15 protein-coding genes are annotated in these 19,393 nt (G+C 70.0%); 10 read left to right on the top strand and 5 right to left on the bottom strand.

The genetic code is table 11. The features are described from left to right. Positions 1-71 precede the first annotated feature (71 nt). A complete protein-coding gene (locus O7615_RS11140; protein ID WP_278177368.1) occupies positions 72-1,544 on the top strand; it encodes an MFS transporter in 1,473 nt (490 codons plus the stop codon). A gap of 76 nt (positions 1,545-1,620) precedes the next feature. On the opposite strand, the gene leuA is transcribed toward O7615_RS11140, so the two are convergent. From leuA to O7615_RS11125, 3 genes are all read right to left on the bottom strand, one after another. After that, positions 1,621-3,375, bottom strand: a complete 1,755-nt coding sequence (gene leuA / locus O7615_RS11135) for a 2-isopropylmalate synthase (protein WP_278177367.1) — start codon at positions 3,373-3,375, stop codon at positions 1,621-1,623. Between the two features lie 239 nt (positions 3,376-3,614). Then, positions 3,615-4,163 carry a nitroreductase family protein gene (locus O7615_RS11130; protein ID WP_278177366.1) on the bottom strand — a complete coding sequence of 183 codons (549 nt, stop codon included), beginning with the start codon at positions 4,161-4,163 and terminating at the stop codon, positions 3,615-3,617. 85 nt (positions 4,164-4,248) lie between these two features. Beyond that, positions 4,249-5,088 carry a hypothetical protein gene (locus tag O7615_RS11125; protein WP_278177365.1) on the bottom strand — a complete coding sequence of 280 codons (840 nt, stop codon included), beginning with the start codon at positions 5,086-5,088 and terminating at the stop codon, positions 4,249-4,251. Between the two features lie 222 nt (positions 5,089-5,310). Here O7615_RS11125 and O7615_RS11120 point away from each other — a divergent pair, with 222 nt between their 5' ends. After that, positions 5,311-6,576 carry an aspartate kinase gene (locus tag O7615_RS11120; RefSeq protein WP_278177363.1) on the top strand — a complete coding sequence of 422 codons (1,266 nt, stop codon included), beginning with the start codon at positions 5,311-5,313 and terminating at the stop codon, positions 6,574-6,576. Between the two features lie 5 nt (positions 6,577-6,581). Then, positions 6,582-7,643 (top strand): aspartate-semialdehyde dehydrogenase, encoded by a 1,062-nt coding sequence (locus O7615_RS11115; protein ID WP_278177361.1) that lies wholly within the window; start codon positions 6,582-6,584, stop codon positions 7,641-7,643. 7 nt (positions 7,644-7,650) lie between these two features. Here O7615_RS11115 and O7615_RS11110 read toward each other — a convergent pair whose 3' ends face one another. Then, positions 7,651-9,069, bottom strand: coding sequence for a sensor domain-containing diguanylate cyclase (locus O7615_RS11110; RefSeq protein WP_278177360.1), 1,419 nt, complete (start codon positions 9,067-9,069; stop codon positions 7,651-7,653). 187 nt (positions 9,070-9,256) lie between these two features. On the opposite strand from O7615_RS11110, the gene O7615_RS11105 reads away from it, so the two are divergent. The 4 genes from O7615_RS11105 (at position 9,257) to O7615_RS11090 (ending at position 13,007) form a co-directional block, all read left to right on the top strand. Next, positions 9,257-10,036, top strand: a complete 780-nt coding sequence (locus tag O7615_RS11105) for a phosphodiesterase (RefSeq protein WP_278177359.1) — start codon at positions 9,257-9,259, stop codon at positions 10,034-10,036. A gap of 309 nt (positions 10,037-10,345) precedes the next feature. After that, entirely contained in the window at positions 10,346-10,804 is a 459-nt protein-coding gene (locus O7615_RS11100; protein ID WP_278177358.1) for a lamin tail domain-containing protein, read from the top strand. Positions 10,805-10,940: 136 nt separating this feature from the next. Then, complete coding sequence (locus O7615_RS11095; protein WP_278177356.1) at positions 10,941-11,402, top strand: hypothetical protein; 462 nt, start codon at positions 10,941-10,943, stop codon at positions 11,400-11,402. Then, positions 11,403-13,007 (top strand): hypothetical protein, encoded by a 1,605-nt coding sequence (locus O7615_RS11090; protein ID WP_278177355.1) that lies wholly within the window; start codon positions 11,403-11,405, stop codon positions 13,005-13,007. Positions 13,008-13,097: 90 nt separating this feature from the next. Here the strand turns inward: O7615_RS11090 and O7615_RS11085 are convergent, their stop codons facing one another. Next, complete coding sequence (locus O7615_RS11085; RefSeq protein WP_278177354.1) at positions 13,098-14,825, bottom strand: cellulose binding domain-containing protein; 1,728 nt, start codon at positions 14,823-14,825, stop codon at positions 13,098-13,100. A gap of 349 nt (positions 14,826-15,174) precedes the next feature. Between O7615_RS11085 and O7615_RS11080 the strand changes: the two genes are divergently transcribed. The 3 genes from O7615_RS11080 to O7615_RS11070 all read left to right on the top strand — a co-directional run bounded on the left by O7615_RS11080 (position 15,175) and on the right by O7615_RS11070 (position 19,384). Then, entirely contained in the window at positions 15,175-16,713 is a 1,539-nt protein-coding gene (locus O7615_RS11080; protein WP_278177353.1) for a non-reducing end alpha-L-arabinofuranosidase family hydrolase, read from the top strand. Positions 16,714-17,050: 337 nt separating this feature from the next. Continuing rightward, positions 17,051-18,130: a PQQ-dependent sugar dehydrogenase gene (locus O7615_RS11075; RefSeq protein ID WP_278177352.1), complete on the top strand. Its 1,080-nt coding sequence runs from the start codon at positions 17,051-17,053 to the stop codon at positions 18,128-18,130. Positions 18,131-18,328: 198 nt separating this feature from the next. Beyond that, a complete protein-coding gene (locus O7615_RS11070; RefSeq protein WP_278177351.1) occupies positions 18,329-19,384 on the top strand; it encodes a DUF1345 domain-containing protein in 1,056 nt (351 codons plus the stop codon). Positions 19,385-19,393 lie beyond the last annotated feature (9 nt).

Here is a 19,393-nt window from a genome sequence, read left to right as displayed (position 1 = left end):
CCGCACAGTACCCGGGCGGGGTTTCGGCGTTTCGTGGTGTCTGACAGATGGCGCACGGCAGATTGGTGTCCATGCCCGAACCCACACCCTCCCTCCGGCTGCGCAGCAGCGCCGGCCGAGGCACCCTGGCCGCCGCGGTGCTCGCCTCCGGCATGGTCTTCCTGGACAGCACCGTGGTCAACGTGGCGCTGCCCCGACTCGGCGCCGACCTCGGCGCCTCCGTAGCCGGCCTACAGTGGACGATCAACGGCTACCTGCTCACGCTCGCGGCGTTCGTCCTGCTCGGTGGGGCGCTGGGCGACCGGTTCGGGCGGCGGCGGATCTTCCTGCTCGGCGTCGTCTGGTTCACCCTTGCCTCCGTACTCTGCGGGCTCGCGCTGCGGACCGACTGGCTGGTGGTCGCGCGGTTTCTCCAGGGCGCCGGCGGCGCCCTGCTCGCCCCGGGCTCGCTGTCGCTGCTGCAGGCCAGCTTCCACCCGGACGACCGGGCAAAGACGATCGGGGCATGGTCGGGGCTGTCCGGGGTCTCCACCGCGCTCGGCCCGTTCATCGGCGGCTGGCTGATCGACGCGCTCTCCTGGCGGTGGATCTTCTTCCTGAACCTTCCGCTGGCGGTGCTCGTCGTGCTGGCCACCCTTCGCTGGGTCCCGGAGAGCCGGGACGAGAACGCCTCCCGGAGCCGGGGAGCACGCCGGTTCGACGTCGCCGGCGCGTTGCTCGGGGCGCTCGCCCTGGCCGGTGTCACGTACGCCCTGGTCGACGGGCCGGGTCGCGGCCTGCGCTCGCCCGTCGTGCTGGCGGCGGCCCTGGTCGCGGTGCTCGCCGCGGTGGTCTTCGTCCTCGTGGAGCGGCGTCGCGGAGAGACCGCGATGTTGCCCACCGGCCTGTTCGGCAGCCGGCTGTTCTCGGTGCTGAACATCTTCACCGTGCTGGTCTACGCGGCCCTCGGCGGGTTCACCTTCTTCATCGCGGTCTTCCTGCAGAACGTGCTCGGCTGGTCGGCGCTGCTCACCGGGCTCGCGCTGTTGCCGATGACGCTGCTGTTGCTGGTCGGCTCGCCCGGCGCCGGGGCGCTGTCGGCGAAGATCGGGCCACGGTTGCCGTTGACCGTCGGCCCGGTGCTGGCCGCCGTCGGTCTGCTGCTGCTGCGCGAGGTCTCCCCGGGTGCGTCTTACTGGAGTCAGGTGCTGCCCGGTGTGGCGGTGTTCGGCGTCGGGCTGACCCTGGTGGTGGCGCCGCTGACCGCCTCCGTGCTGGCCGCCGTCGAGAATCGCTTCGCGGGGGTGGCGAGCGGTGTCAACAACGCCGCCTCCCGGGTCGGCGGCCTGCTGGCGGTGGCCGCACTGCCGTTGCTGGTCGGGCTCTCCGGCACCGGGTACGAACAGCCCGCCGAACTCACCGCCGCCTACCGTGGCGCGCTGCTCTGGTGCGCCGGGCTGTTGCTGACGGGCGCGGTCATGGCCGCCGTACTGGTGCGCCGCCCGGGCCGCCGCCCGCCGCCGGCCCATACCGGCCACTCGTCGCCGGTCTCCACCCCGAGGTAGCCCCGATGGCGGAAGGGCCCCTTGTCGACGCCGTCCGGCCGGGCGGGGCTGTCGACAAGGGGCGCTTCCTTGCACCTCAGCGGCGGGCGCGGTTGACGGCGCTGGTGACTGCCTTGACGGAGGCGGTGACGATGTTGGCGTCCATGCCGACGCCCCAGACCGTCCGCCCCTGCACCTCACACTCGACGTACGCGGCGGCCTGCGCGTCCCCACCGGAGGAGAGCGCGTGCTCGTGGTAGTCGAGCACGCGGACGCTCACGCCGGCCGAGCCGAGCGCGTTGACGTACGCGTCGATGGGGCCGTTGCCGATCGCGGTGATCGACCGGGTCTCCCCGGCGAGGCCGACCCGGGCGGTGATCTCGACCTTGCCGTCGGCGGTGCCGATGGCGTATTCCGACAGGGTCACCGAGGGGTCGTGCTGGTGGTCGAGGAGGTACTGCCCGGCGAAGATCTGCCACATGGTGGCCGGGTCGACCTCGCCACCGTCGTGGTCGGTGACCTGCTGCACCACGCCGGAGAACTCGATCTGGAGCCGGCGGGGCAGGTCGAGCTGGTGTTCGGTCTTCATGATGTACGCGACCCCGCCCTTGCCGGACTGCGAGTTGACCCGGATCACCGCCTCGTAGCTGCGGCCCAGGTCCTTCGGGTCGATCGGCAGGTAGGGCACCGCCCAGGTGAACTCGTCGACCGGTACCCCGGCCGCCGCCGCGTCGGCCTCCAGCGCGGTGAAGCCCTTGTTGATGGCGTCCTGGTGGGAGCCGGAGAAGGCGGTGTAGACGAGGTCGCCGGCGTACGGGTGGCGCTCGTGCACGGGCAACTGGTTGCAGTACTCGACGGCCCGCTTGATCTCGTCGATGTCGGAGAAGTCGATCATCGGATCGATACCCTGGGAGAAGAGGTTCAGCCCCAGGGTCACCAGGTCGACGTTGCCGGTGCGCTCGCCGTTGCCGAACAGGCAGCCCTCGATCCGGTCGGCGCCGGCCAGCAGGCCCAGCTCGGCGGCGGCCACGCCGGTGCCCCGGTCGTTGTGCGGGTGCAGGCTGAGCACCAGGCTGTCGCGGCGGGGCAGGTGCCGGTGCATCCACTCGATCGAGTCGGCGTACACGTTGGGCATGGCCATCTCGACGGTGGCCGGCAGGTTGACGATCAGCTTGCGGTCCGGGGTCGGGTCGACCACGTCGATGACCTTCGCGCAGACCTCCAGCGCGTACTCCAACTCGGTGCCGGTGTACGACTCCGGTGAGTACTCGTAATGGATCTCGGTGTCCGGGGTGTGGATCTCGGCGTACTTCTGGCACAGCCGCGCGCCGGTGGTGGCGATGTCGGTGATGCCGTCGCGGTCCAGCCCGAACACCACCCGGCGCTGCAGGGTGGAGGTCGAGTTGTAGAAGTGCACGATGGCCCGGCGGGCCCCGCGCAGCGAGGAGAAGGTGCGGTCGATCAGGTGTTCCCGGCACTGGGTCAGCACCTGGATCGTGACGTCGTCGGGGATCAGATCCTGCTCGATCAGCTGCCGCACGAAGTCGTAGTCGGTCTGGCTGGCCGACGGGAAGCCGACCTCGATCTCCTTGTAGCCCATCTGCACCAGGAGCTGGAACATCCGGCGCTTGCGCTCGGGCGACATCGGGTCGATCAGTGCCTGGTTGCCGTCGCGCAGGTCGACCGCGCACCAACGCGGCGCGGCCTCGACGTGCCGGGTGGGCCAGGTGCGCTCCGGCAGGTCGATCCGGAACTGCTGCCGGTACGGCTGGTACCGCTGGTACGGCATCCGGCTGGGACGCTGCCGGGCGATGTGATCGGAGTCAGCGGTGGTGCCGGCTGGGTGAGCCATGGCGGAGTTCTCCCGTGGTCATGTGACGTCAGCAATGGAGGTCGGCGGTGATGCCGAGGGAAGGATCCGGAACAGTGCTGGCGGCGCGGTTCGACTCCGCGACGAGGTGCCGGCCGTCAGGCCCCGTCGCGGCGACCAAGGAGAAGGTGCGCCTGCCACATGACAGGGTGACACTACGTGATGGGAGGAGATCCGGAAAGGCTCGTCCGGACTTTGGGACGCAGTTCGCACCCGATGCGTCAGTCGGTGACGTCTGCGCAGCTCAGGACGAGTTCGGCCAGTGGCCGGCGGTGGCGCAGCGCGGTCTCGCCGGCCAGCAGGTCGGCCGGGAGGCTGAACGGATCCCCCAGCTGCCCGATCGCCACCACCACGTACGGTCGCACGTCGCCGGGCAGATCGAGGTCGGCGATCAGGCCGTTGCCGTCGATGTCGGTGACCTGGCGCACGTGCAACCCCAACGCGGTGGCCTGCACGGTCAGGTGGGCCACCGCCTGGCCCAGGTCGTACGCCGCGAACGGGTGGCCGGCGGGCCGGTACGCGGCGAGCAGCAGGAGGCTGGCGCGCCCGGCCCACCGCTGCTCGGCCGGCGGCAGGTTGACCAGGATCCGCTTGAACGTCTCGTCCTCGCGGTGCCCCACCGCGAACCGCCCGGGCTGCCGGTTGTCGACCGAGGGCGCCCACCGGGCGGCCTCCAGCAGCGTCGCCGCCTCGGCCCGGGTCAGCTCCGCGATCGGGTCGAAGGCCCGGGGGCTCCAGCGGAACGCGAGCAGCGGGGTGAGGTCGGTCATGCGTAGAGCGTCCCCTATGGGCGTTTTAGGCCACATGTCAGGGGTGGGGAAATGTGGGCAATAACACCCGTAACGGGACCGGCCGTCAGGGCGTTCCCGCGTCCGCGTCCGCGTCCGCGCCGTTCGGCTCGGCGCCGCCGGAATCGCTGTCGCCCGGCGGGGGCGGATCGGCGGGCGGGGCCTCCATGCCCAGCGGCTCGCCCTCGACCACCGGCCCGGCCAGCTGCACGGTGCCCGGCGCCGGCTCGGGCGGCGCGGCCAGCGTCAGCGTGCCGAACGCCGCCCGTACCGCGGTCGGGGTGCCGTCGGCGTCGAAGCAGTAGACCCCCACGTCGAGCGGTGGGTTGATCGACGCCGCGGTGGTCTCCACCGAGTAGCAGCGGCCGGTGGCGTCGGGCAGCGCCATGGCCGGTGAGACCGACAGCGGGGCCCGTCGGTCGGTGAGCACGTCGAGCCAGTCGGTGAAGGGATGCTGCACCCGGGGATCGAGCCGGCGCGGCAGCGTGTCGTCCCGCTCGCCGAGGCGTACGCAGCTCGGCGGCTCCGGGCGGATCACCGAGGGCAGCCCGCACTGGAAGAGCCCGTCGGGGATGGCCGCGAGCGAGACGTCGGCGGTGCCGCCGAGCGCGCCGCCGGGCACGTCCACCCGCCAGCTGCCGTCGTTCGCGCTGGTGAAGACGATCACGCGGTCGGCCGCGCCGTCCACCCGCAGTGTGTAGCGGGCGACCAGGTGCCGGTCCTGGGCGGCGGCCGCGAGGGCGGCCAGCTCGTCGCGGGCCGCGTCCGGCCCGGCCGCCCGGGGTGCCGAACTCGGGGGTGGCGAGGGCTCGGTGGGCGGGCTGGTGGAGCAGCCGGCGAACAGGACGGGCAGGGCGAGCGCGAGCGGGACGGTCAGGCGGCGGCGCGGATGGTGGACGGGGTGCACCCGGTCATTCTGGGTGTTGGACCGGTCTCCGGGCACCCCCGGAAAGGCTGGCGTTCCCGACGTGTCGCAGGCCACTCCCGCCCGGCGTACGGGCCGGATCGTGGGATCACCTGACCTGGCGGTCAGAGCCGCCCGATACCCTGAGGTCGTCCGACCCGCGCCGCCGGCCCCGGTGCCGGCGGCGTCGGCACGCTCAGGGCAACCGGGAGGGAGTGCACCGTCGTGGCACTCGTGGTGCAGAAGTACGGCGGGTCCTCCGTCGCCAACGCCGAGCGGATCAAGCGGGTGGCCGAGCGCATCGTCGCGGCCCGCAAGGCCGGCGACGACGTGGTCGTGGTGGTCTCGGCGATGGGCGACACCACCGACGAGCTGCTCGACCTGGCCAACCAGGTCAGCCCGTTGCCTCCCGGGCGAGAGCTGGACATGCTGCTCACCGCCGGGGAACGGATCTCCATGGCGCTGCTCGCCATGGCGATCCACAACCTGGGATACGAAGCCCGCTCCTTCACCGGTTCGCAGGCGGGCGTGATCACGACCTCGGTGCACGGCCGGGCGCGGATCATCGACGTCACCCCGGGGCGCCTCAAGGGTGCGCTGGACGAGGGTGCCGTGGTCATCGTCGCCGGCTTCCAGGGCGTCTCGCAGGACACCAAGGACGTCACCACCCTGGGCCGGGGCGGCTCGGACACCACGGCGGTGGCACTGGCCGCGGCGTTGCGCGCGGACGTCTGTGAGATCTACACCGACGTGGACGGCGTCTTCACCGCCGACCCGCGGATCGTGCCGAACGCCCGGCACATCACGCAGATCACCTATGAGGAGATGCTGGAGCTGGCCGCCTGCGGCGCCAAGGTGCTGCACCTGCGTAGCGTGGAGTACGCCCGCCGGGCCGGGCTGCCGATCCATGTCCGTTCGTCATACTCGACCAACACCGGCACCATGGTCACCGGATCGATGGAGGAACTCGCTGTGGAGCAGGCACTGATCACCGGGGTCGCCCACGACCGCAGCGAGGCCAAGATCACTATCGTCGGCGTACCCGACGAGCCCGGCGCCGCCGCACGGATCTTCGACACCGTCGCGGGCGCCGAGATCAACATCGACATGATCGTGCAGAACGTCTCCACCGAGGGCACCGGTCGCACGGACATCTCCTTCACCCTGCCGAAGGCCGACGGCCCCACCGCGATGGCCGCGCTGAGCAAGATCCAGGAGACGGTCAACTTCAAGGGCCTGCTCTACGACGACCACGTCGGCAAGGTCTCCCTGATCGGCGCCGGGATGCGGTCCCACCCCGGCGTGGCCGCCGGCTTCTTCGCCGCGCTGGGACAGGCCGGCGTGAACATCGAGATGATCTCCACCTCCGAGATCCGCGTGTCGGTGGTCTGCCGGGACACCGACCTCGACGCGGCGGTCCGCGCCATCCACGAGGCGTTCGACCTCGGCGGCGACACCGAAGCCGTGGTGTACGCGGGGACGGGGCGGTAACCCGGGTGGCCCGGCTGCCCACCCTGGCCGTGGTCGGGGCGACGGGGGCCGTCGGCACGGTGATGTGCGAGTTGCTCACCGGGCGCCGCAATGTCTGGGGTGAGATCCGGCTGCTGGCCTCCGAGCGGTCGGCCGGGCGCAAGGTCCGGTGCCGGGGGGAGGAGTTGACCGTCCGGGCGCTGACCGAGGAGGCGCTCGACGGCGTCGACGTGGCGATGTTCGACGTGCCGGACGAGGTCTCCCTGCGGTGGGCGCCGATCGCGGTGGGTCGCGGTGCCGTCGTGGTGGACAACTCCGGCGCCTTCCGGATGGACCGCGACGTCCCGCTGGTGGTGCCCGAGATCAACCCCGAGCAGCTGCGCAACCGGCCGCGGGGCATCGTCGCCAACGCCAACTGCACCACCATCGCGATGATCGTCGCGGTCGCCCCGCTGCACCGCGAGTACGGCCTCCGTGAGCTGGTGCTGGCCTCGTACCAGGCGGTCTCGGGGGCGGGTCAGGTCGGCGCGGACATCCTGCACGACCAGTTGACCAAGGCGGCCGGGAATCGGCTGCTCGGCTCGCGTACCGGCGACGTACGACAGGCCGTCGGTGACGATCTCGGCCCCTTTCCCGCCCCGCTGGCGCTCAACGTGGTGCCATGGGCCGGCTCGCTGGCCGACGGCGGGTGGTCGTCCGAGGAGATGAAGATGCGCAACGAGTCGCGCAAGATCCTCGGGATGCCCGACCTCAAGGTCTCCGCCACCTGCGTACGGGTGCCCGTGGTGACCGGCCACTCGGTCGCGGTGCACGCCGTCTTCGCCACCGAGATCGACGCCGAGGGCGCCCGCGGGGTGCTGCGCAACGCCCCCGGGGTGATCGTGGTCGACGATCCGGCGGCCGGGGAGTTCCCGATGCCGATCGACGCGGTCGGCACCGATCCGTCCTGGGTCGGCCGCATCCGTCGCGCCCTCGACGACCCCCGGGCACTCGACTTCTTCGTCACCGGCGACAACCTCCGCAAGGGCGCCGCCCTCAACACCGCACAGATCGCCGAACTCCTGGCCCAAGACCTAACCCACCCCTAAATGGGAGTTAGGCGGCGGAGAGGTGGACGCCGTCGCGGCCCTGGCGTTTGACCGCATAGAGGGCCTGATCGGCGCGGCGCAGGGCCAGCTCGGGCAACTCGCCCGGGCGGGGGAGCGCCACGCCGACGCTGATCGTCCGGCCGACCTGGCGGGCGGCACCGGTGAGCCGTTCGGCGACCCGTACCGCCTCCTCGGGGTGGCTGACCTCGATCACCGCGACGAACTCGTCCCCGCCGATCCGGTACAACTCGTCGCCCTGGCGGAGCGCACCCTCCAGCGCCCGGGCGAGGCCGACCAGCACCCGGTCGCCCGCCTGGTGGCCGTACGTGTCGTTGACGGTCTTGAAACCGTCCACGTCGATCGCCAGCAGGGCGGTGCGCCCGGGGGTGGCGGTGGCGATCCGCTGCCCGAACGGGCCGGTGTGTCGCAGCCCGGTCAGCGGATCGGAGCTGGCCTGCTCGCGTAGCCGATCCAGGGTGCGCAACCGGTCCAGGCAGCTCCACGCCTGCCCGGCCAGCAGCTCCATGAGGTTGACCGTGGTCGGATCCGGTCGCAACAGCCGCTCGTCGGCGACCAGCAGCACCCCGCCGCGATCGGGCGGCCCGAACGGCACCGCCACCAGCGTGCGTACCCCGGACCGGACCAGCGGCTCGTGCTCGTCAGTGGGCGGGTGGCCGGCCTCGCCCAGGGTGTAGCCGGCGCCGTAGCGGTGGGCCCGGTCGATGATGCGCCGCAGCGCCGGCGGAGCCAGCTCAGCCAGCTCGGCGCGCATCCGCGTCTCCAACTCTCCGGGAGCCACCGTCGGGGCACCGAGCCGGGGGCCGCCCCGACCGCCGAGCAGCAGCACGGCCGCGGCGAGGGTCGACACGTCCCGGGCTGCGCCGATCGCGGCGGCCATCAGGTCCCACTCGGTGGTGGCGGCGGTCATCGCGGAGGCGTGCCGGAGCAGCTTCTCGCTGCGGCTCTCCGCCGGCCCGCCGAGCGACACGACGCGGGCGCCGAGGCGGCCCGCGACCCGCTCGGCGATCGCCCGCCACGAGACGAGGTCGGCCGGGCCGGTCCATTGCAGGTCGAGTACGCCGATGGCCCGACCCGCCGGGTCCAGGACCGGTACGCACACCTCGGCGGTGACATCGGGGCGTACCGGGATGTGGTCGGCGTCGGCGGTTACGTCCGGGACGACGGCCGGACGCCCACCGGTGTAGACTCGGCCGACGATCCCGGCATCCGGCGCGACGGTGGCGAAGACCTGCCAGGAGCCGGTGGCGGCGACGCAGCGGAGCCGGCCGTGGACGTGCAGCAGCACGGCGATGGTGGCCGGGGTGTGTCGGGCGAGGGCGCCGACCGCCGCCTCGCAGGCCTCGGCGACGGTCGACGCCATGGGCAGGCGGACCGTCACGTCACGGAGGACTTTCTGGTGATCCACTCGTACGTCGTCCCAGGTCGGATCGTTCCCGGTGGCGCCGGGTCGCCGATCAAGCGTACTCACGCGGGGCGGGGAGCGACCTGTCGTCGTACACATGTGCTATCCACAGGGTGTGGACGCGGCCTGTGGGATCATGCGCGCGGCGCCGTGCCGGTAGCGTGGGGGTTTCCGGTCGAGTGGAGGCCCGATGCTCATCGCCCACCTCAGCGATCCGCACCTGACCACCGGCGTGCTCGGCGCCGAACCGGCCGCCGGCCTGCACCGCGCGCTCGGCCGGGTGCTGGCGCTGAACCCGCGGCCCGACTGTGTGGTCATCACCGGTGACCTGGCCGATCACGGTCGCCCCGACGAGTACGCCGTGCTGCGCGAGGTGCTCGGGCGGTTCCCGTTGCCGGTGCACCTGGCCACCGGCAACCACGACGATCGGGAGTCGCTGCTCGACGCCTTCGGCGGCACGCCCTGGCTCGGCGGTGGCTTCTCCGCGCACTACCAGGTCGACCACCCCACGGCGACCGTGGTGGTGCTGGACTCGCTGGTCCCCGGCTCGAACGGCGGGCGGCTCGGCGACGAGCAGCTCGGCTGGCTCGACGGGGTGCTGGCGGCGCGTCCCGAGGTGCCGGCCGTGGTCTGCCTGCACCATCCGCCGGTCGAGGTCGGCATCCCGGCCGCCGACGCGATCCGGCTCGACGACGGTCCGGCGCTCGCCGAGGTGCTGCTCCGGCACCCCCACGTGGTACGCGTCGCCGCCGGCCATCTGCACCGGCCGGTGACCGCGACCTTCGCCGGTGCGGTGCTCTCGGTCGCGCCGAGCACCTGGCGGCAGGTCACGCTGACGATGAGCGGCGAGGAGCAGGTCGGCTGGGTCGCCGAGCCGACCGCGTTGCTGCTGCACGCGGTGACCGGCGCGGGATGTGTCACGCACACCGTCCAGGTCAGCCACACCGCCGGCATGACCTGCGGCTTCTGACCGCCTCCGACGCAGGGGGTGAGCCGCCGCGACGGCGGCCGGCGCCGGATGGTCCGACGTGGCTGCCGAACGCGTGGCCGGGAGACGCCGTTCGGCCGGCCGATCATCGGCGGGCGCCGGGTCGGGGAGCGCGGACCGGTCGGTGGGGTCGGGCCGGCCGGGTGCCCGCGAGACGCCGGCCGGCTCTAATCGGTCGCACGGCATGCGCGGGGTGTTCACCTTGCCGTGACACGTCGTTAGCCTCGCTGCGTCACGCGTCGGCGTGACGGATCCGCGCCGGATTCCCGGCGCCGTCAGTGGGGGTAACACATGACGAGAAGGCTCATCGGGCTCGTGGCCGCGCTCGCCGTGACGGTGGGTGGTTCGCTCGCCGTCGCCGCGCCGGCGCAGGCCGCCACCCCGGCCATCGAGATCACGAAGGTCTACTACGACTCGCCGGGTGTGGACAACCGCTCGAAGGCCAGCCTCAACGCCGAGTACGTGAAGCTGACCAACCGGCGTGCCCGCACCATCAACCTGAAGAACTGGACGCTGCGCGACAAGGCCAACCACGTCTACACGTTCAGCGGGAACGTCAAGCTCGCCAAGGGCAAGAGCATCGTCATCCGGACCGGCAAGGGCAAGAACACCGCCAGCACCCGCTACTGGGGCTCGGGCAACTACATCTGGAACAACACCGGCGACACCGCGTACCTGCGCAACGCCAGCGGCAAGCTGATCGACAAGTGCGCCTGGACGAAGAAGGGCAAGGGCCACACCAACTGCTGAGCCGCCGAGGCCGGCCGGCTCTCGGGTCGGCCGGCCACGCCGGCAGCGATGCGGATCACTATGGTGAGGCGATGAAGACGAGAATGATTGCCCGGGGTGGCCCGATCGAGATAGCGACGCGCAGCGGACGGGCGTCATGCTGAGACGGGCGGTTCCGGCGCTGGCGGTGGTGTTGCTGGTGAGTGCGCCGGTGGCGACCGCCTGGCTGGTCGGCGACCTGACGAACGCGGAGGCCCGGCGGCTGGCCGCCGAGGGCGAGCCGCTGGACTACGCCGTACGGCCGATCGACCTGGGCGCTACCGAGGAGCGCGTGCTCGGCGTGCTGGCCACCGCGCTGGTGGTCGTCTCGCTGGCGCTGCTGGCCCGCGCCACGGCCACCCGCGCGCTGCACCCGCGCTGGTGGACGGTGCTCGCGCCGCTGCTGGCGTCCGCCGTGCTGATCGGTGTCGCCTGGCGGGTGGTGACCGCCGGGGCGATCGGCGCCAACATCGGTGCCGGCCTCGTCCTGCTCGCCGGTGGCCCGGTGCTGTTGGTCCTCCTCGTCGTCGCCGCCGTCCAGGCGGTCCGGCTGCGCCGGTCCGGCAGAGCGGCGGTGTGAGTGATCAAGGGCGAGTACGCCGGGCAACTCGTCGGTGAGATGACGCGCTACCTGAGCAGCCGTCCCGGTTGGACGTCCACGTTGTGGACCAGCAGCACCACCGCCCTCGTCGAGGAACTGCTGCTGGCGGGTGCCCAGGTGAAGCAGAGCGTCCTGTCCGGCTCGTCGTTCGAGGAACTCAAGCCGCAGGTGCTGGAGCAGGTCAAGGCGGATCCGGGCCTGGGCGACCCGAGCCTGCGAGGCTCGCTGCTGAGGAAACTGCCTCGCAACGCCGACGAGTTCGGCCCCAGCTCACACCGCTTTCGTGCCTTCGCCGCGCTCGTGCCGCAGTGGAAGGCGTCCTACCTGGCCAACTGGCGGCGCGAGTTCCAGCGGCCCGGCTACGCGGATGCGGTGGCGCCGGACCCCAGGACCAGGGTCACGCCACCGGAGAGTGCCGGCCTGTTGGCCGCCTTCCTGCTGGACGCCGGCATCAGCGCCGAGTACCTCGTCCGTTGGCTCGACTACCGGGCGAAGCACACCACCGCCGAGATCGACCTCGACGGCTTCCTGGCACAGCTGATCACGCTCTACGACACCGGTCGGGGCTGGGCCGAGATCATGGTGGTGCTGGAGAGAGCGGCCAGTCCCGACTCGCTCGCCACCGACGGCTGGATGAGCGCCGCCGAGGTGCGGGCCTGGTTCGAGGCGAACGGCTTCCGGCCGCCGCCGCGCGTGCACGGCGGCATCCTCTATCGCAGCGAACAGTGGGACATCTACGGCGCGTTGCGCCAGGTGGCCGCGGCCCTGCACCGCATCACGAACCGCGCGAACCTGCGCTCCGGACGGCCACCACAGCTCTACCGCCTCGCCTGGATCAGGGGTGTGCGAGACCCGCGGCGGATCCCGCCCGCCACCGACATGCAGAGCCGGATTCCCGGCTACCACCTGGAGCGCCCCGAGCTGGGCCCGTTCAGCTCGGACAATCGCCTGGAGGTGGCGATCGAGTTCATCCAGTCCGCCTCCCTGGTGGTGGGAGCCGCAGTGGCCGGCATGTTGTGGGCGGCGATCGAGGTCCTGTTCGCCACCCCCGGCGACGCGGGAAAGGTGGAGGCAGCGAGCCGCGCCGCCGACATCGCGACGATCGCCTTCATCCGCTCGGACCTGCAGAACTCCGTCGGCATGCTGCTGTCGCGGTGCAAGGATGACCCGCTCGCCGGTGAGCTGCTGGCGACCGAGGGCAACGCCCGCATCGCCCGGCTTGAGGAGGCGCTGCGGGCGGGGGAACACCAGCAGCTCTCCCACTCCGCCGTACGCCTGCACCTGGCGCACACCGCGCGGCTGCTGGACCCGGCCCACGTCAAGCTGCTCCGGGATCGGCTCAACCGCAGCCTGCGGGCCCTCTACCGGCAACGGAACCTGGTCCTGCACGGCGGTGTGACCGACGGCCCGTTGCTGGAGAGCGTGCTGCGCACCGCGTACCCGGTCGTCACGTCGGTGATCAACCGTTACACCCGCGTGGCGGGTGACGGCTACCTGGACCCGCAGGTCTTCGCCTTCGACTGTTACCTGCGGGTGGAGGAGCATCTGGCTTCGCCGGGCAGCGTCCTGCGCTTCTTCCGCTGACCTCCAGCGAGCGACATCACCCGCGCGGGCAGGGTGTTGGACTGGAACGACGGAGCCGGCTGGCCGGGCGTCCGGACCCGGCCAGGGTGCTCAGCTACAGGCGGTGCCATTGAGGGTGAAGCCGCTCGGTGCGGCGTCGTTGCCGCCATGGCTGGCCTGGAAACCGATGGTGGTGGAGCCTCCCGGTGGTATGGAGGCGTTATGGCTGACGTTCGTCGCGGTCACCTGACCACTGGTCGGTGAGTACGTGGCGTTCCAGCCCGAGGTGATGGTCTGGCCGGACCCGAGGGTGAACCTCAGCGACCAGCCGTTGACGGCGCTCGTGCCGGTGTTGGTGATGGTGATGTTGTCGACCAGGCCGGTGTTCCATGCGTTGATCGAATTGGTCACCCGGCAGGCTCCGATGCCGGTAGGTGGCGGGGTGGTCGGCGGGGTGGTGGTCGGTGGCGGGGTGGTCGGTGGTGTCGTGGTCGGCGGCGGGCTGGTGGCGGAGCCCTCGTCGACGATGACCGTGGAGATGCTCCGGGCAGGAACATTGACAGTCACCTGTCCGCCGCTCACATTCGCCGGCTGTGACTGGGCGCCCAGACTCTGTGCAGTGACGACGTGCTCGGCCCGCGAGATGCCCTGCGGGACCTGCACGACGGCGTTGTCGACCGCACTGTTCGAGCGGTTCAGAATCACCAGCACGATCTTGCCCCTGCCCCGGTAGGCGGTGACCTCCAGGGAAGAGGCCCGCGCGCTCTTCGACAGGGCGACGCGCTTGTCGCCGGGCCGGACGTACTTGGCGTACTGGGAGAATGCGTGGCCGCGCTTGAGGACCGCGCCCTTCGTGGTCCCGTACTGTGAATCGCCGTCACCGATGAAGGAGTAGAAGCGGCGGCCGTACCACCAGATGTACGCGCTCCAACTGGACTCCATCGACCTGTGCACGGTCCGCATGATGTCGTCGAGGGTCTCGTTCCAGACAGCCGCGTTGCTGGGATTGCCCCAGATGTTCGAACCGTTCCCGTCGGCGGCGTGCAGGTTCCACTCGGTCATCCACTGGTTCTTGCCGTACTGCGCCGCGAGCGGGTAGGGGGACAGGTTTCCACTGTTCTCGGCGTCGTAGAGGTGGCCGCCGACGTAGCCGATGTTGTTGCGCGCGGTGGCGTCCTGGAGTGTGGGGTCGGAGTACTGGCGGGCGAACCTCAGGGACTCGGCGACCATGAGCCGGGTGTCCCGGACCTTGGCGCCATGGTCGCGGACGAAGTTGCGCAACTCGGTGCCGGTCCAGTCCATCGAATCGTAGTCAGGGTGCCAATCCGGCTCATTCTGAACCGAGGTCACGTCGATCGTGACGCCCTGGTTCTTCATGTACTGCACGTAACTGTTGAGGTGCTCGGCATAGTCGTCGTAGTAGTCGGTCCTGAGCTTGCCGCCGCCGACCCTGCTGTTGTTCGTCTTGAAGTGGGCGGGAGCCGTCCAGGGCGAGGCAAGAATCTTGACATCGGAGCCGTAGGACTTGGCCGTCTGCAGGCTGCTCGCGTGCAGGCCCCACTCGGTCGATACCGGCGACACCACGGTCCGCACGATCGACAGGCCGAGTTGCCCTTGGCCCAGACCGACGAGTGTCTGAGTTTCGCCGGTCGTCCACGGGCTGCCGGAACCGTCGAAGATCGGGGTTGCCGCCCCGAACCCGTCGATGGTCTGGTACGTCGAGGCGGTGTCGACGGTGATGTCAGGCGTTGCAGCCGACAGCGGCGGGGCGGTCACGGCTCCCGCCACGGTGACCAATGCGGTCGCCGCGGCCACCAACAGAATCTGGGCCTTCTTCACGATCTACTCCACTGGTGCGGTACGGCGATCGAGCATAGGTCTACGTCAATGTTCTCGATAACATAGCTCCGCCGCCACGTGCTCGCAACCCGGCCAGCCACGCTGGATCGGTTGTTACGCCTTGACGAACGACATGTTATCGCTCACTGTCGATGGCGGGGCGACGAGGTCTTCGGCTCACCGGGCGGGCCGCATCATGCCAGACCTCGAACGGCACGGGATGTCACGTGCGTCTATGTTAACGCTATCAAGTGCTCCGCACCGCTAACGCCGAGGCGTGGCCGGTCGGGCACCGAGGTGTGCCGATCTTCGGGTAGCCCGATCGGCTGTTGGTCAGTGAAGGAGGATCATGTTTGTCTCTGGTAGGTCTCCATTGATCTCGCCACCGGCGCGGCGGCGTGGGTGGTGGGTGCGCGTCGGCGCCGCCGGCGTGGCGGCGGTGATGGCCGGTGGTGCCGCCGCGGTGGCGGTGTCGACGCCCGCTGCGGCGGCGACGGTCGACACGAGCGCGTGGTACGTGCTGATCAACCGCAACAGCGGCAAGGCCCTGGACGTGTACAACCTGGCCACGAACGACGGTGCCCGGATCGTGCAGTGGCCGCGGAACAACGGCACCCAGCAGCAGTGGCAGTTCGTGGACTCGGGTGGCGGCTACTACCGGTTGCGGTCGCGGCTGTCCGGCAAGGTGCTGGACGTCTACAACTGGTCGACCGCCAACGGTGCCAGCATCGTGCAGTGGACCGACGGCAACGGGGCCAACCAGCAGTTCCGCCTGGCGGACTCGGCCGGTGGCTACGTCCGACTGATCAACCGGAACAGCAACAAGGTGGTGGAGGTGCAGAACGCCTCGACCGCCGACGCGGGGAACATCGTGCAGTACGACGACTTCAACGGCAGCCACCAGCAGTGGCAACTCGTCCGAGTCGACGGCGGGGCCAGCCCCACCACGCCACCACCCACCACGCCGCCGCCAACCGGCACGTGCAACCTGCCGTCGACGTACCGCTGGACCTCGACGGGATCGCTGGCGAACCCGGCATCGGGATGGGTCTCGCTGAAGGACTTCACCCACGCCCCCTACAACGGCAGGCATCTCGTCTACGCGACGACGCACGACACGGGAACGACGTGGGGTTCGATGAACTTCGGCCTCTTCACGAACTGGTCCGACATGGCCTCCGCCAGCCAGAACAGGATGCCGTTCTCCGCCGTCGCCCCCTCGCTCTTCTACTTCGCCCCGCGCAACGTCTGGGTGCTTGCCTACCAGTGGGGTGGGCCCGCCTTCTCCTACCGGACGTCGACCGATCCCGCCAATGTGAACAGCTGGTCGGCGCACCAGACGCTCTTTACCGGTAGCATCTCCGACTCCGGCACCGGACCCATCGACCAGGCGCTCATCGGCGACGACACGAACATGTATCTCTTCTTCGCCGGGGACAACGGCAGGATCTACCGGGCCAGCATGCCGATCGGCAACTTCCCCGGCAGCTTTGGCGCGAACTACACGATCATCATGACCGACACGACGAACAACCTGTTCGAAGGGGTCCAGGTCTACAAGCTCCAGGGCCAGGACCGATACCTCATGCTCGTCGAGGCGATCGGCTCGCAGGGGCGCTACTTCCGCTCCTTCACCGCCACCAGCCTGGGCGGCTCGTGGACACCGCAGGCGGCAACCGAGAGCAACCCCTTCGCCGGCAAGGCCAACAGCGGCGCCACCTGGACCAACGACATCAGTCACGGGGAGCTGATTCGCAGCAACCCCGACCAGACCATGACCGTCAATGCCTGCAACCTCCAGTTGCTCTACCAGGGACGTTCCCCCAGCTCCGGCGGCGACTACGGTCTCCTGCCGTACCGGCCGGGTCTGCTGACACTGCAGCGATGACGGCGTGACGCGGGCGGGCGCGGCGCACGGCCGGGCCCGCCCGCCGATGAACATCGTGTGTCCCGGCGTTGCGTGAGGGTCAACGCTGTCCCGCGCCTGTCATCAACATGAGCTGTATATTGGCAAAGGTCGATGTAGGCGGGGAGCGCTCCCACATTGCGTCCTCCACTCTGCCCCAAGGAGCTGAAACATGTCGCGACGGCGTTGCAGACCAGCCACCATGCTGGCCGGCCTGCTTGTTCTGACCCTGTTTGCGGTCCTCTCGCCCCCGGTGTCAGCGGCCAGCAGTGCCGCGGCCGGCACATCCCACGCCCGCCCGGTGCCACTCACTGAGCTGATGGTGGTATCCGAACAGGTGGCCTTCGGTCTGCAGCGCCCGATCGCGCTCACCGGGCTGCCGGACGGCCGGATGCTGATCGCCGAGAAGAACGGCACCGTCCGCTCCTACCACCCCGACACCGGCTTGGCGGCCGAGCCGGTGCTCGACCTGACCGCCCGGGTCGACACGTCGGGCAACGAGCGCGGCCTCCTCGGCATCACGCCTGCGCCGAACTTCACGAGAACCGGGATCCTGTACGTGGCCTACACGAGCCTGCCCGACGGCGAACTGACCCTGGCGCGAGTGCCAATCGGCGCACCCGATCGGGTCCAGGTGATCCTCACCCAGGAGCACGCCGAGTACAACAACCACAACGGCGGACAGGTGGCGTTCGGCCGCGACGGCTACCTCTACTGGTCTCTCGGCGACGGTGGCCACGCGAACGACCCGTTCAAGTCCGGTCAGGACCTCGGCACCCTGCTCGGCAAGATCGTGCGGATCGACGTCAACCGCAGTTGCGGGGGGAAGCCCTACTGCGTGCCCTTCAACAACCCGTTCGTCCACGTGCCGGGCGCGCGAGCGGAGATCTGGGTCTACGGGCTGCGTAACCCGTGGCGGTTCTCCGTCGACCCGGTCGACGGCTCGCTGTGGATCGGTGACGTCGGCCAGGGCCTGGTCGAGGAGATCAACCATATCCGTCCCTGGCAGGGCGGGGCGAACCTCGGCTGGTCCTGCAAGGAGGGCACCCCGATCTTCGACCCGGATCAGTGCCGGTCGGACGTGCGGTACACCGACCCGGTCTTCGAGTACGAGCACTACATGACGGAGAGCTGCTCGGTGACCGGCGGCGTGGTGTACCGAGGCACCGCCACCCCGGAGGCGTGGGGGACCTACATCGCGAGCGACTACTGCTCGACCCTCGCCTTCGCCGTACGCCCCAAGCTCACGGGCGGCTACGAGTCCGCCATAATCGGCAACTTCCCCATCCAGCCGACCGCGATCGACACCGACGTGCACGGCGAGCTGTACGCGCTCAGCGACCTCCCGGGATGGCTGAGCCGGGTGCGGTTCGAGCGGGTCCAGCCGGCCGGCAGCTAGGTGGCGAACCGCTGAACCCCGGGGCAGCCGCTCCGGAGGCGTGGTTGGTCAGTCGGTGACCCAGGAAGCAGCAGAGGGCACATCCTCGATCGGATGTGCCCTCTAGCCTGGTCGGGGTAAGCGGGATGCCAGGGAGTTACGTTCGCGCGTACCTATGATCAAGAGCTTGCTGCGCGTGGCGTGCGCGAGCTGGCAGCCGTGACGGATGCCGTGCTGGCCGACGACATCCCGGCCGCGTACGTGGACTTGGTCGACTTGGCCGAGCAGCGTCGGGACGGTTGGCCGAGCGAGCATTGCGAATGGCTGGCCAGTGCTGTCTGGTCGAAGTGCTCCTCGGTGGTGTGCTCCAGCGTCACGAACGCACCGATAGCCGTGACCGGCTACTTGGTAGCCGGTCAGCTGTGCCCGGAGCGGAAGATGATATCGACCGAAGATCATGTACCTACTCGTCGTTGGGGCCATCGACAGGCGGTGCCGCCGGCTCCGGATCACGCCGTAAGCTTCACTACCCCTGCCCTCTACGTCGGCGAGCAGATAGGAAGAACGTCCGTGTCGCGGCTACGAAAAGCCCTACTCTTGGACTCCACACGCAAGTGGATCAGTGTCGGCGCCACGCTGGTGGCGGGCTGCCTGTTCGGGATCGTGGCAGGGATCACTCCTTCCGGTCGCGTCGTGACCCTGCCCTTCATCGCGACGGTCTACCTCGGGGCGTGGTTGGTCTACTGCTTGGTGTACTGCGGGCTCACCTGGAGTTCACTGCGCCGGTTGGATGGCGAAGAGCTGCGGGTCCTGTTGCTTGAGAGCAGCCTCCGCCGGCGACGCAGGCAGTGGACCGAGTGGCTGGTCGCCAGCGGCGGCACGGCCGGCGCGGTCACGTTCTGCGCCTTCGCTATCGCCGCCGTGATCTCGGTTGCCGCTGTGCGCGAGCTGCGTCAGGAGCTGGTGGTGATCGTGCTGGCAGCGCTGGTGGTGGCAAGCTCCTGGTTGCTCATCGTGGTCGTGTATGCGCTGCACTACGCAAGGGAGAACGCCAACCTGGGAGGGATCGAATTTGAAGGCCCTGACGAAGTCCCGAACTTCTCCGATTTTCTGTACCTGGCGGTCCAGGTCGGCACAACATTCTCAGGCTCGGACGTTCGCATAACAAGTCGAGCCATGCGTGCGACGGTAACCGCAAACAGTTGTGTCGCGTTCGTCTTCAACACGGTAACCATCGCCCTCCTCATCTCTCTGCTGATTGCCGTAGTCGTTTGATCACTGCCG

It is taken from the genome of Micromonospora sp. WMMD1082 (assembly GCF_029626175.1).
Classification (GTDB): domain Bacteria; phylum Actinomycetota; class Actinomycetes; order Mycobacteriales; family Micromonosporaceae; genus Micromonospora.
This window is presented reverse-complemented; position numbering and strand designations above follow the sequence as displayed.

What these genes read in the sequence shown, in the direction of transcription:
- O7615_RS11075 (WP_278177352.1), top strand. Translation starts at nt 17,051, where the DNA reads ATGGTGGTATCCGAACAGGTGGCCTTCGGTCTGCAGCGCCCGATCGCG.
- O7615_RS11100 (WP_278177358.1), top strand. Translation starts at nt 10,346, where the DNA reads ATGACGAGAAGGCTCATCGGGCTCGTGGCCGCGCTCGCCGTGACGGTG.
- O7615_RS11080 (WP_278177353.1), top strand. Translation starts at nt 15,175, where the DNA reads ATGTTTGTCTCTGGTAGGTCTCCATTGATCTCGCCACCGGCGCGGCGG.
- O7615_RS11140 (WP_278177368.1), top strand. Translation starts at nt 72, where the DNA reads ATGCCCGAACCCACACCCTCCCTCCGGCTGCGCAGCAGCGCCGGCCGA.
- leuA (WP_278177367.1), bottom strand. Translation starts at nt 3,375, where the DNA reads ATGGCTCACCCAGCCGGCACCACCGCTGACTCCGATCACATCGCCCGG.
- O7615_RS11095 (WP_278177356.1), top strand. Translation starts at nt 10,941, where the DNA reads ATGCTGAGACGGGCGGTTCCGGCGCTGGCGGTGGTGTTGCTGGTGAGT.
- O7615_RS11105 (WP_278177359.1), top strand. Translation starts at nt 9,257, where the DNA reads ATGCTCATCGCCCACCTCAGCGATCCGCACCTGACCACCGGCGTGCTC.
- O7615_RS11130 (WP_278177366.1), bottom strand. Translation starts at nt 4,163, where the DNA reads ATGACCGACCTCACCCCGCTGCTCGCGTTCCGCTGGAGCCCCCGGGCC.